10 protein-coding genes and 1 tRNA gene are annotated in these 12,108 nt (G+C 64.7%); 5 read left to right on the forward strand and 6 right to left on the reverse strand.

Annotated features, from left to right (window positions below):
• Nucleotides 1-14: 14 nt before the first annotated feature.
• Both ACZ5Y9_RS11850 and ACZ5Y9_RS11855 read right to left on the reverse strand, forming a co-directional pair.
• On the reverse strand, nt 15-404 hold the full coding sequence (locus tag ACZ5Y9_RS11850; RefSeq protein ID WP_464471412.1) for a hypothetical protein: 390 nt from the start codon (nt 402-404) through the stop codon (nt 15-17).
• Between the two features lie 273 nt (nt 405-677).
• Entirely contained in the window at nt 678-2,387 is a 1,710-nt protein-coding gene (locus ACZ5Y9_RS11855; RefSeq protein WP_464471413.1) for a long-chain-fatty-acid--CoA ligase, read from the reverse strand.
• 211 nt (nt 2,388-2,598) lie between these two features.
• On the opposite strand from ACZ5Y9_RS11855, the gene ACZ5Y9_RS11860 reads away from it, so the two are divergent.
• Nucleotides 2,599-3,759, forward strand: a complete 1,161-nt coding sequence (locus ACZ5Y9_RS11860; RefSeq protein ID WP_464471414.1) for an ice-binding family protein — start codon at nt 2,599-2,601, stop codon at nt 3,757-3,759.
• A 190-nt stretch (nt 3,760-3,949) separates the two neighbouring features.
• Here ACZ5Y9_RS11860 and ACZ5Y9_RS11865 read toward each other — a convergent pair whose 3' ends face one another.
• From ACZ5Y9_RS11865 to ACZ5Y9_RS11875, 3 genes are all read right to left on the reverse strand, one after another.
• Nucleotides 3,950-5,740: a UvrD-helicase domain-containing protein gene (locus ACZ5Y9_RS11865; protein WP_464471415.1), complete on the reverse strand. Its 1,791-nt coding sequence runs from the start codon at nt 5,738-5,740 to the stop codon at nt 3,950-3,952.
• Nucleotides 5,737-7,830: an ATP-dependent nuclease gene (locus ACZ5Y9_RS11870; RefSeq protein ID WP_464471416.1), complete on the reverse strand. Its 2,094-nt coding sequence runs from the start codon at nt 7,828-7,830 to the stop codon at nt 5,737-5,739. Before ACZ5Y9_RS11870 ends, ACZ5Y9_RS11865 begins: the two co-directional genes overlap by 4 nt.
• 832 nt (nt 7,831-8,662) lie before the next feature.
• Nucleotides 8,663-8,736, reverse strand: a tRNA-Pro gene (locus ACZ5Y9_RS11875).
• A 107-nt stretch (nt 8,737-8,843) separates the two neighbouring features.
• Here ACZ5Y9_RS11875 and ACZ5Y9_RS11880 point away from each other — a divergent pair.
• The 4 genes from ACZ5Y9_RS11880 to ACZ5Y9_RS11895 are packed head-to-tail and all read left to right on the forward strand — an operon-like array spanning nt 8,844 to nt 11,028.
• Nucleotides 8,844-9,428, forward strand: coding sequence for a GNAT family N-acetyltransferase (locus tag ACZ5Y9_RS11880; RefSeq protein ID WP_464471417.1), 585 nt, complete (start codon nt 8,844-8,846; stop codon nt 9,426-9,428).
• Between the two features lie 37 nt (nt 9,429-9,465).
• Nucleotides 9,466-9,921, forward strand: a complete 456-nt coding sequence (locus ACZ5Y9_RS11885) for a hypothetical protein (protein ID WP_464471418.1) — start codon at nt 9,466-9,468, stop codon at nt 9,919-9,921.
• Between the two features lie 52 nt (nt 9,922-9,973).
• Nucleotides 9,974-10,645: a lysoplasmalogenase family protein gene (locus ACZ5Y9_RS11890; RefSeq protein WP_464471419.1), complete on the forward strand. Its 672-nt coding sequence runs from the start codon at nt 9,974-9,976 to the stop codon at nt 10,643-10,645.
• Nucleotides 10,642-11,028: an RNA-binding S4 domain-containing protein gene (locus ACZ5Y9_RS11895; protein ID WP_247631919.1), complete on the forward strand. Its 387-nt coding sequence runs from the start codon at nt 10,642-10,644 to the stop codon at nt 11,026-11,028. Before ACZ5Y9_RS11890 ends, ACZ5Y9_RS11895 begins: the two co-directional genes overlap by 4 nt.
• Nucleotides 11,029-11,063: 35 nt before the next feature.
• On the opposite strand, the gene ACZ5Y9_RS11900 is transcribed toward ACZ5Y9_RS11895, so the two are convergent.
• A complete protein-coding gene (locus ACZ5Y9_RS11900; protein WP_464471420.1) occupies nt 11,064-11,957 on the reverse strand; it encodes an NUDIX domain-containing protein in 894 nt (297 codons plus the stop codon).
• Nucleotides 11,958-12,108 lie beyond the last annotated feature (151 nt).

Raw genomic sequence — 12,108 nt, forward strand, 5'->3', positions numbered from 1 at the left:
GGAGGGTCGTCCACTCACCAGAAGCGCTCGGACTCCTCGACGGGCGGCGGGCGATCGGATCCGCCCCAGCGGTCGGCTTCGGCTTTGGCGGCATCGGCTGCGGCATCCGCCTCGCGCAGCGCGACCTTCGCGCCGACCGGACCCGGCCCGCGGACATCCAGACGCAGCTCCGTGCGCGAGCCGGTCGACGACACGCCGATCGCGCAGTCCAGCACCCTGCCCAGCCAACGCACCTCATCGACACCGGCAGCCTCTTCGACGAGCCGGTAGCGGATGTTCGTCTCGAGATCGCGAACGGCGATCGCGAGCGTCTCGCCACTGAGCGGATCGAGCTGCTCGGTCACCTCGACGCGGTGGCCCTGCGCGATGGCGATCTGCCCCGGAAACACGATCGATCTGTCCATGACTCCACCTTAGGAAGCATCCGCTCGAGGCGGTAGGGACCCCGGAAAATCACGACTTTCAAAAAAGTTTGTCCCCCAAATGGCGGACAAGACAATTTCGGGATATTCTGATATGCGTAGCGGGGGCTACAGGGGCTGAGGACTGGGGAATCAGCCCCAAGAGAGAGCAGCGAGTTTTCATCGCCGCCTCCCCACCGTCCGGGAGGACGGTGAAGCCCTCTCGAGAAGACCTGCGTGGGGCAGACGACTCGAGAGGGCTCATCCCCCGTCGCGCTAGATCTCCTCCTGGAGCATCCGCTGACGGACGTCCTTCCGGAGAACCTTCCCGATCAGCGACCGGGGCAGATCGTCCATCGGCACGATCCGTCGCGGAACCTTGTAGGCCGCGAGCCGGGTGCGGCAGTAGTCGCGGAGCGCCTCCATCTCGATCGCCGCCGAGCCGTGCAGCACGACCGCGGCCGCCACCATCTCGGCACCATCGCCGCGCGGGAGAGCCACGACCGCGGCATCCTCCACGTCCGGGTGCGACCGCAGCGCCTCCTCCACCTCGCTGGGCGAGACGTTGAATCCTCCGGTGATGATGAGCTCTTTACGGCGATCGACCACCGTCACGAAGCCGTCCTCCGACACGGTGACGATGTCTCCGGTGCGCACCCAACCTCCCGGCAAGAGGGTCTCGGCCGTCTCCTCCGGGCGCCCCCAATAGCCCGAGAACACCTGCGGCCCGTGGATGAGCAACTCGCCCGGATCACCGGCTGCCACGTCGATCTGCGGATCGTCGGGATCGACCACCCGGATGGTCGTGCTCGGGAACGGGACGCCGACGGTTCCGGGACGCCGCGTCGGGCCGACGGGGTTGCCGAGGGCGACGGGCGAGGTCTCGGTCATCCCGTAGCCCTCCACGAGGAGGCCGCCGGTGACCTCCTCCCAGCGTGCGACCGTCGACACGGGCAGGCTCATCGCCCCCGAGATCGCGAATCGCACGGTCGAGAGATCGAGGCCGTCGCGGGATGCCGCACGGGTCAGACGGTCGTAGATCGGCGGCACTGCGGGGAGGAACGTGGGCGGAGACTTGCGCACGGCCGTCGAGACGAGACCGACGTCGAACGTCGGGAACAGCACGAGCTTGGCTCCGATGCCCATCGCGAACGTCAGGCAGAGCGTCATCCCGTAGGCGTGGAACAGCGGCAGCACTCCGTAGACCGTCTCCTCCCCCTCGCGGAGGCCGGGCAGCCAGGCACGACCCTGCATCGCGTTCGCGCGGAGGTTGCGATGGGTGAGCATCGCACCCTTGGGCTCGCCGGTGGTTCCGCTCGTGTACTGCAGCAGGGCGATGTCGTCGAGTTCGGGGCCGGGTGCGCGCCGCGGCAGTGGCCGGGATCGCTCGATGCTCTCCCACTCGCGGATGCCGCGACCCCGCGGCGCCTTGGCGGTCAGGGCCGCGCGTGCGTCGCGCGCTCGTCGGACCGGCAGACGCAGCGCCAGGCGCTGCGCGGCCGGCATCGCCCGCGTCAGATCGACGGTGAGGATGTGCGCCGGGCGCACGTCGGACGGGAACGCTGCAACGGTGTCGGCGACCTTGTTCCACACGATGGCGAACGTCGCACCGTGATCCTCGAACTGATGGCGCAGCTCGCGCGGCGTGTAGAGCGGGTTGTGCTCGACGACGATCGCGCCGAGTCGCAGCGCCGCGTAGAAGGCGACGACGTGCTGAGGGCAGTTCGGGAGAACGAGAGCGACCCGGTCTCCCTTTCGCACGCCGAGGCTCCGGAGACCGGCGGCCGCGCGCCTGACCCGCTCGTCAAGATCGGCATAGCTGGTGCGCGCGCCGAAGAACTCGAGCGCCGTACGCTTCGCGTGCTTCTTGGCGCTCTGCCGGAGCATCTCGGGGAGGGTCTGAGTCACCTCGTCGATCTCGTGCGGAACGCCCTCGGCGTAGGCATTCAGCCAGGGCTTGGCGTCGGAAAGTGATTCGTGGTCCATCCGGTCCTCCTCGGCACAGGCGCCGTGCGGCCCAGTCTAGGAGCGGGAGGAATGGGGATGCTGAGTCCGTGAGCGCGGGAGCGCCCAGGTCACGATTGAGTGGTCAGTTCCGCCCAGATCGGGAGCATTGATATATCGGTGATAGACAGGCGGGAGGTGCCGACCTGTTGACCCCCGTCGATGACGAGCCCTCCTGAACGGAAGGAACGTCATGTTCCCCTCACGTAGACCCGCCACCATCCTCGCGGCGGCCGTCGCCGCCGTCCTTCTCGTCTCCTCCCCGAGCGCGGCATCCGCCGACACGACGATCGACGGCCCGATCGATCTCGGTACCGCAACCCCGTTCGCCGTGCTGGCAGCCGCGGCGGTCACCAACACCGGGCCCTCGGTACTCGACGGCGATCTCGGACTCAGCCCCGAGACCTCGATCACCGGCTTCCCTCCGGGAACCGTGAACGGCACTGTGCACCAGACCGACGCCGTCGCCGCCCAGGCGCAGGTCGATCTGACGACGGCATACGATGTCGCAGCTGGCCTGACGCCGACCGTGTCCGGGCTGGGCGATCTCGCGGGGGCCTCGCTCACCCCTGGCGTCTACGCGGGTGGCGAGCTCTCGCTTTCGGGTGCACTCACGCTCGAGGGTACGGCAGGGTCCGTCTGGGTCTTCCAGGCCGCATCCACTCTCACGATCGGGACCGGCGCGACCATCATCCTGACCGGCGGTGCGAGCGCCTGCAACGTGTTCTGGCAGGTGGGGTCGTCCGCCACGATCGGCTCGGCAGCTCAGTTCATCGGCACCGTCATGGCAGACGTCTCCGTCACGGCGCAGACCGCCGCGACCATCGAGGGCAGGTTGCTGGCCCGCACCGGCGCCGTGACCCTCGATGACAACGTCATCGTCGCACCGAGTGGCTGCTCTGCTCCCGGCACGGTGAGCACAAGCCCCGAGGTCACATCCGGCGCACCGGCGAACGGCGAGACCGGTGTGGACTACACGCATACGATCACCGCCACCGGTACCCCGGCTCCGACATACGCGATCGCCGAGGGCTCCCTGCCTCCCGGACTCGCGCTCGATGGGATCACCGGCGTCATCACCGGAACGCCGACCGCACCCGGCACCTTCCCCTTCACCGTCGTGGTGAGCAACGGGACCTCGCCCGATGTCGTGGTCGCGTATGAGATCACGATCGCGCCCGCGGTCGTCGCCGCACCGCCGGCAGGACCGGCCGTCGGAGCACCTCCGGCACCCGTTTCACCGGAGCTCGCCGAGAGCGGACTCGATCTCGGCGCCGGGCCGTTGGCCGGCGTTCTACTGGTTCTCGGAGCGACCGCGCTTCTGCTGCGGAGGCGTCCGCGCATCGACGCCTGATCCGCACTCCCGTCGCAGCAGCTCGGTCGGTTTCTCGCCTGCGGCTTCGTCGGCGTCACGATAGCGGGGTGACTGCCGACGGCGTCGCTCCCCGCCGTCGCCTGTGCCTATGTCTCCGGACGACCGTCCTGCCGCACCCGCATCGTCAACTGATTGTTAAATCATGAAGATAGCATGCCCCTGGAAATTCCTACGCGGAGAGCGATCGTGGTGTTCCAGCCTCGTCGAACTCAATCGAGATCACATTCACCTGTCCTGCCCAGTCCTCGAGTACCGCGATTGCATCGTCGCTGAGTTCTTGAACGAACAGCAGCGCAAGGTTGTGTTTTGCTCGCGAAGCGGAGACGTAGAAAAGGTTGCGTGAGTGCTGAAAACTCCCGACCTGCCTAAGTTCTGGATTGCTCTGCGGAGCGTGGGCAGCGATCATCTTGGCGAAGTCGTACTTGGTCCAGCCGCGCCCGACAAGTACGATCACGTCGTCAAACTCTGCGCCCTTTACAGAGTGTTTGGTTGAGAAAACGGTGCTGTGTTCCAAGTACGAGCGAAGCGCGCGAACTTCGGCATACGGCACGGAGCGTAGCGCCTGATGCTCAACCAGCTTTCGTGGCTCTCGAAGTTCCTCTCCCGTGCCGAGAGCCAGGAGCGCCTCCCGCAACTCGCGCTGTCTCTTGGCCACTCGTGCGGGTAAGGAGAAGAGAATCTGCGAGTTCAAGAGGTCCAACACGTCCCCGATCGTGCCCGAACGACTGGTCGAGATGACCGAATCGAAGTAATCCGACCAGCGATGCTTATCCTTCGGTGCATTGAGCGTTGGCTTCTTGCTCCCCAGGAGGCGGAACAACTCGCCGTATTTGTGCTCGGAGAACGCCTGCATGGCGGGTTCGACAATATCGACAAGGTACTCGATCACCGGGTCTTCCTTGTTGGCAAAGGCGTCGTTGGAGCCGAATACCCCTGGAAGGCTCGGGTAGCCGAGTTCGTTCGCGATCGTCGCGTGCGTGAGCATTAGGATCTTCAGATCCTCTGAGTCCTGGATCCATGTGCTGCTTGGGGACGCGTATTGGAGCCATTCCAGACATGCTTGGGTTGCCTCTTGGGAGATCTGGCCCTTCCAATTTCTGCCTTGACGGACGCCCGGCCAGGAGTTGGAGTGATACACCGTGACTGTGCCCTCACCGGCATCGGCTCGAGGCGCCTGAGGAAGCTCCGGGCGTAGCTTGTTCAGGAACCTGACGACCGATCTGTCCGATCGGAAGTTGGCGTTCTTCGGGATCGATGTGAGCGAAGGATGCTCGATCGAACCACATGTCCTGTCATAGATCTGTTGCCAGTGGTCACCGAAGAAACCAACGACAGGGCTTGTACGGTCTTCTCCGTGACCAGATAGCACTCCTTCAGCAAGCCCAGACGGGGTATCTTGGTACTCATCAATAAAGATGACAGGGAATCGGTCGGTGATGAGCGACCGGAACTTCTCATTGCCGAAGAGCTGAATCGCGAACTCTGGGATGTCATTGTGATGGAGCGTTATTCGATCATCATGAACGCCGCGAATTCCAAGTTCGTACTCAATCGCCAGCCCAGTAGTCTCTGGGGTCTCCGCAAGGCGGTCTTTCCAACTCTCTGAGGCGTGGAGGGCCACCGAGAGAGCCTTCTGGTATGGACTGATCATCTCCCACAGGAAGCCGTGGAGGGTATCGGCGAAGATGGCGGGATCGTCATCAGTTCTTGCTTTGATCTCGTCGCGGGCAACCTTGGTGTAAGTGAGACAGGCGACTCTTTGATCGCTGCGGGGAAGGTAGACGGACTTGTTTTTCAGTATGCGTCGCAGAGCTTGGACCAGCGAGTAGGTCTTGCCTGCTCCTGCCCCCGCTTCAAGTTTGAAGTTCCTGCGACTATCGAGCGCAGCAAAGAGGTCCGCTAGAGCTTCCTCGCTCGCTCGCTCGGCGTTGTGAGCAACGGTGTTCTCCGGAGCGGTCATCGAACAACCACTCCCGAGTCGCTCGGGGCCTCAGCCACGGGTTCAACCGCGGTGGAGTAATTCAGTAACCAGTCGAGTCCTCGTTGAATGTATCGAGGGGTCTTCCAACCCTCCTCCTCAACGGCGAATCGCAAAGCGAAGTCGCTCTTCTTCAGACCGTCCACAGCCTCGCGAACGCGGGCCTCGTCCTCGCTGATATCGCCCGTGAGCGTGAGCCCTCCAGCAGAGGGGTTAGCGAGCAGGAAGGCGTCCTCGAAGGTGCGGCCACAGGCTTTCCCTTCGCTCTCAGGAACTTGGAATGCAAGGTACCGCTTGCCACTGATGATGGCGTCCGTCTCAGCAGCGTCCAACAAGGCAGTTGGGTTCTGATCGTCGGAGGCGGGGAACCACTTCTTGATGGTTGCGTTGCTTGTTGATGTACCTTCGTGAACAGTCGTTGCGCCGTCTCGACTCTTGCCTTCGACCTGGCCTATCGCATCGATGTCGGTGATGATAAGTGTTGGAATACGAAGGAAGTCAAGGAGCGGGAAGAAGATGTGAGCGTATGCGCCTCCCACTTCCATGAGTGCAACGTACTGGCTGTTGAGCCTGAGCTTGGCGTTTCTGATGGCCGCAGGAACGATCAGCCGTTCGCTCGTGCCTTCCACAAGTATGGCTTTGTCGGCGAAAAAAAGGTCGGAGCGGGTGAGGGTCAGGTACTGGTGTAGAAACTTCTTGTCGAGGCCCTCAGCGTCAGTGAGGTCGAGGACATTGGCGTGGTGGCCGGGGCCATCCTTTGGGTCGTTCTCGACACGGAAATATCGGATCGTTGAGAAGTCCGCACGGTTGGCAACATGGGAAGAGTGTGTTGACACCGCGAACTGAGGCCACCAAGGATGCGTTTGTTCGTCCAAGCCCGGGAAAAGCTCAGCGACCGAGGCGAGCTGCTCGATGAACACCTCCTGCATCTGCGGATGAAGATGCGCTTCAGGCTCTTCGATGAAGACCAAGTGCAGCCCAGGGATGTTTCCTCTCGTCGCATACTCCCGGTAGTAGCTAAGAAGCGTGAGCAGCATCAGGATGAGGTTACGAGACCCTAGACCGCTATACGACTCAGGAAGTGAAACCCCAGCTACGCCGTCGTAACGAATGCTGGTGTGGTTCCCCAGCAGACGCTCGATGTCGAGAGTCGTCTCTGCTTTGAGGCCAGGGTCTGTGAGACCGGGGTATCCGAAGGTCCGAAGTGCTGGGATGATTCCCTTCACCATTTCGCTGACTCTGGTGCCCAGATCCTGCTCAATGCCAGATACGGCTTCGGTGAGCGCATCGGCAGTTTCTTTTTGGGCAGTTCCTTCGTTCGCTTTGGATGCGGCGTCAAACAGGCTCTGGAAAATGCTGCCGATCAGGTCTTTCGGTCGTTCCTTCTCGTCATCGAGTCCGCGCTGAGCTTTCAAGAAGTGAACGGTGAGGATGCGCCGCATCGCCTCTAGTGCGATGACACGCGTGTTGGATGCATCTCCTGGGTCGATTGCGGTGACTGACCGTGCGAACATTCCTTGAACTCGGTCTCCGACCAACCCCAGCACGCGCTCGACATCCGGTTCGTCACCCGTGTTCGGGTCGACTGCGAGCCCCTCGAAGAAGTCCGACAAGCGTCCACCTTCGAGTGAGTAGCTCAAGCGGATCATCGCTGTTGTGCAGTCGGGGTCGAGATCGACGATTGCTGCAGCTAGAGGCCCATACTCGGGCAGCTCCTTCGAATACGAGATCTCCACGGTGAGGGAGATCTCGGGGAGAAGACTCCTCGCGACTTCTTCGTCTCCTATCGCGTAGGCCTTCCATGCTTCCAGGAATTCCGGGTAGCTCTCGGCGGAGAAGTCGGCCACGGTGAAGTTCAATGTTGATGGCTGCAGAAAGCGAGTAAACGCCTCAGCGAGAGTGGTCTTGCCACTGTTGTTCCTGCCAACCAGCACGGTCGTGCGACTATCAAGGTCGATGTCGACTTCTCGCAGTAAACGGAAGTTGCGCACCTCGATGCGAGAGACCCGCATCGGAGCTAACGAGCCCTTCTGCTCATCGCTGGAGTCTGTGGGCGCAGTCTGCTGGGTCATTCGCGGTCCTTTACTGAAGGACCGCCAGCGCTGCGCTCCTGCTGAGATGATTATCGTTTCACCAGAATGCCCGATCCGGTCTCCTGATGTCGAGCAGAACACGCCAGGCATGCCCCACTGAATCGGTCCACACCATCTGATCGGCGCACTCGCGAATGCGCGCATAGATCAGCAGACTGAAGCTGATCAGCCCCACCACGATGAACTTCAGCGCGTTTCACACCGACAACAGCACGATCAAGTGCCCCCAACCGCACCGCTGTTGATGAGTTTCGTGCACATGCTTGCCGCGCCGGTGTCCCACTCCATGTGCTCCAAGTCTTCTCGGGCACGCCTCGACGAAAGTCACAGGCGAGTCCCCCCAGACCGGCATCTGACCTTTGCCGCATTAGGGTGAAACTTGCGTCTCATCACGGCTTTTCTGCCGGTTGAGAGGATCTGAAACTGCAACCCCTGACCTCCAGAGAACCCTCAACCGTGATGAGCAGTGATGTCCAGTGCTAGGGAGTAGTCACCCCCTATCGCTGCGCCGCGATGTCGGCCTACCTGATATGACGATGCACGGCTTACAGCGCATGCCCGCATCGCTGCTGCTCGAGAGCGGAGCCGACATCGCACTCGTGGCGAGACGGCTCGGCCACTCGTCGATTTTGGTCGCTAGCGACATCTACCCGCACCTGATCGGCGACGCCGCTCGGTGCGCTGCGGAGAGCGCTTCGGCGCTCGTCCCGCGAGCAACTGCACAACGCAGTGCACAACCACGGCACGGCGGCGGATACAACAGAGGCCCGGAACCTCGCGACTTCCGCGCGATTCCGGGCCTCTTTATCGGTCGGGCTGACAGGATTTGAACCTGCGACCCCTTGACCCCCAGTCAAGTGCGCTACCAAGCTGCGCCACAGCCCGTTGTTCTGCACTCTCGCGCAGGCAACTCATCCATCTTAGCCTGACGCCGGGGCCTCCGCGAACCACCGGCGTTGCGAGTGTCGGATACCCGGCGTAGCGTGCCGCCCATGACCACGATCACGACCGAGTTGGCCACCAGCGCCCGGTGGGACGACGTGCAGCGCGCGCTGACCGGAGGCGGTGACGGCGCCAGCTGTCAGTGCATCTGGCCGATGCTGCGCAATAAGGACTGGAACGAGACGACCACGCCCGAGCGCACGACGATGCTCCGCGAAGAGATCGACGCGGGGCCGCCGCCGGGACTGATCGCCTACGTCGACGGCGAGGCCGCCGGATGGATCCGCATCGGCCCGCGAACCGTGCAGCGCCGCCTGGAGCACACCCGCGCGATCGCCGCCGCCACCGAAGAGCCGTTCGACGATGACTCGGTCTGGGCCGTGACCTGCTTCGTCGTGCGACGCGAGCACCGGGGACAGGGCCTCAACGGCGCCCTGCTGCACGCGGCCGTCGGCTATGCCCGCACGGCGGGGGCCCGTCTGATCGAGGGATACCCCGTCGACACCGGCGGCACGAAGCAGCACGCGAACGAACTGTTCCACGGCATGCTCACGACGTTCCTCTCCGAGGGGTTCCGCCCGCGCGGCGAGCTGAAGACCGGGCGTCCACTCGTGACACTCGACCTCTCGAAATGAACCCCGACGTACCTGCGTCGAGCGATAGCGTGGAGACATGAGCGACGAGCATCCGATCATCGACGACGCCGAACTCGGCACCTTCACCCGCGCGACGACCGAACTCACCGACGGCACGGTGCTCACGCACGACTGGTACGGCGGATCGCTCGTCCGCGACGACTCCTCGATCGAGCTCATGCTCGAGGGGACGTCGGCCGAGGAATCCCGCGCACGACTCCCCCGCCTCCGCGCCGTCGTCGCCGACATCGACTCGATTCAGCGCCGCGCATCCGATGCGGTGGTCACGGCCTTCAGCCAGGGCGACCCCGAACCGTTCGAGTTCGACGAAGCGGCATCCGACCTGGCCCTCGAGGCAATCGAGGCGTCCGCCGACGGCACGATCGTGCTCCACCTGACCGACACCTGCGGCACGCACTTCCCCGAGGGCTACTGGCCCGCCGCCCATCTCGGCGATGACGACACCATCACGCACGTCACCGTCGAGTCCTGACCTATCGAGTCCTGACCCGTCCGCCGGCCCGCCGCGACTCTACGATGGGGAGATGCACCGACGCGTCCTCTCCCCCGCGCTGGTCTGGGCCTTCACGCCCTACGCCATCGTCTCGGTCGTGCACGTCATCCTTCTGGCCATCGACAGCCCGGCGGCGGGACCGACGAAGATCCTGCTGATGCCGCTACTGGCCGTCCCGCTGATCGTCTTCGCGCGGCGGATCGGATCCCCGCAGGCCACGTGGCTCCTGGCTGCGGCGCTCGTCCTCTCGTGGCTGGGCGACAGCGCGGGCGCCTTCTTCCCCGCGCTTCCCGAGCTGCCGCTGATGCTCGGCTTCTTCGGTCTTGCTCACCTGGCCTACATCGCGCTCTTCCTTCGGCTCCTTGCCCAGAGGCCGCTGCCGTGGTGGACGCTGGTCTACGCCGTCTGGTGGATCGCGATGCTGACGATTCTCGGGCCGCACACCGACGGACTCCTCCTCGCTCTGGCGATCTACGGCCTCGTCCTCGCGGGGACCGCGGCCAGTTCGGCACGCGGCACCTCGACCATCGCGGTCGGCGGCGCCTTCTTCCTCGCGAGCGACTCGATCCTCGCCTTCCGCCTCTTCCTTCCCGAAGTTGTCTCCCCCTGGGGCAGTCCCCTCGTGATGCTGACCTACACGCTCGGCCAGGGCCTCCTCATCGCCGGCACCATCGCCGCTCTCACCCGCAGGAGCACACCATGAGCACCACCGCACGCGTCGACAGCTGGCTCTGGGCCGTGCGCGTCTACAAGACCCGCTCCGCTGCGACCACGGCCTGCCGCGCGGGGCATGTGCGCGTCAACGGCGACAAGATCAAGGCGGCGCAGGCTCTCAAGATCGGCGATGAGGTGCGCATCCGCATCGCCGGATTCGACCGCATCCTCTTCGTGCGGCAGCTGCTCGTCAAGCGCGTCGGCGCACCCCTCGCCGCCGTCGCCTACGACGACAGAACCCCCGAGCGCGAGCCGCAGGCGGCGCTCGGCCTCCGCGACCGCGGGGCCGGACGCCCGACCAAACGCGAACGCCGGGAGATCGATCGCCTGCACGCACGGTCCGAGCGCGGATCGGACGACTTCCTCCGCTGACGTTCACTCCGGGAACACCACAGGGGCGGACTCGTTCAGAGTCGCTCGAGCAGCCATCCAGCCGAGCGCACCTGCGCCGGCTCGGTCCGCCGGATGCGGTCGGCTAGCTCGCGGTCGCTCGTGACCCCGAAGACGTTCGCTCCGGAACCGACGCGCTTCTCGACCTCGGCGACGATGGCGTCGTCACCGGCGGCATCCGCGCGCACGATCGAGACTCCGGGCGGATGCGCGTCGAGCGCCCGCGCCTGGCCCTCGACCACGAGCGACACCTCCGGGAACCATTCGGTTCCGCCGATACCCAGCTCGGGCGCTGCGATTGCGACGCCGTCCAGCCGCCCGGCCAGTCGCTCGGCGGCGCCGGCACGATCCTTCCACCAACCGTCGGGAACCGACCCGACCACGTTGGCCGCATCGACGACGAGGGCCACGCGCTCTTCGAGAAGGCGGCGCAGCTCCGGCCAGGCGCGGGCGAAGCCGGGATGCAGCGGCCGGGACTCCACGTCGTCGATGGCCACCCACTCGAGCGCGACGCTCTCCGGGTCGCTGATCACGGGCTCGAAGGGCGTGTGCACATCGGCGACGACGGTCGTGTACGACCAGATCTCGAGATCGAGCACGCTGGTGAATCTCGGGCGGACGGCGCCCTCGGGCACTCCCGCTTCTTCCCGTGCCTCGCGCAACGCGCCGACGATCGAGCTCTCGCCCTCGTGCAGCGCGCCGCCCGGCAGGCCCCAGGTGCCGCCGAAATGGCTCCAGGCGACGCGGTGCTGCAGCAGCACCCCGCGTTCGGCATCCACGGCCAACAGCCCCGCAGCGCCGAAACGCCCCCAGTACCGCTCCCCCGAGTCGGCGACGACCCAGGCATCCCCGGGGTCGCGCGGCCCCTCCGGGCGGCGCGGCTCATCGAAAGCGGGGGGAACGATCGTCACCCCTCCACCCTGTCACAGCCGCCGCGTCCGGGCATCGAATCGGTCACAGAGAGAAAACAGCGCTCACCCGATGGAGCTCGCTGCAGAAGCCCCTGACATGCGAAAGCGGGCGCACCCAGGAGAGGATGCGCCCGCTGTCACGAGTACGAGG

It is taken from the genome of Microbacterium sp. T3-8, assembly GCF_055398145.1.

Coding starts and splice junctions, on each gene's coding strand:
- ACZ5Y9_RS11850 (WP_464471412.1), bottom strand. CDS start 404: ATGGACAGATCGATCGTGTTTCCGGGGCAGATCGCCATCGCGCAGGGC.
- ACZ5Y9_RS11855 (WP_464471413.1), bottom strand. CDS start 2,387: ATGGACCACGAATCACTTTCCGACGCCAAGCCCTGGCTGAATGCCTAC.
- ACZ5Y9_RS11860 (WP_464471414.1), top strand. CDS start 2,599: ATGTTCCCCTCACGTAGACCCGCCACCATCCTCGCGGCGGCCGTCGCC.
- ACZ5Y9_RS11865 (WP_464471415.1), bottom strand. CDS start 5,740: ATGACCGCTCCGGAGAACACCGTTGCTCACAACGCCGAGCGAGCGAGC.
- ACZ5Y9_RS11870 (WP_464471416.1), bottom strand. CDS start 7,830: ATGACCCAGCAGACTGCGCCCACAGACTCCAGCGATGAGCAGAAGGGC.
- ACZ5Y9_RS11880 (WP_464471417.1), top strand. CDS start 8,844: ATGACCACGATCACGACCGAGTTGGCCACCAGCGCCCGGTGGGACGAC.
- ACZ5Y9_RS11885 (WP_464471418.1), top strand. CDS start 9,466: ATGAGCGACGAGCATCCGATCATCGACGACGCCGAACTCGGCACCTTC.
- ACZ5Y9_RS11890 (WP_464471419.1), top strand. CDS start 9,974: ATGCACCGACGCGTCCTCTCCCCCGCGCTGGTCTGGGCCTTCACGCCC.
- ACZ5Y9_RS11895 (WP_247631919.1), top strand. CDS start 10,642: ATGAGCACCACCGCACGCGTCGACAGCTGGCTCTGGGCCGTGCGCGTC.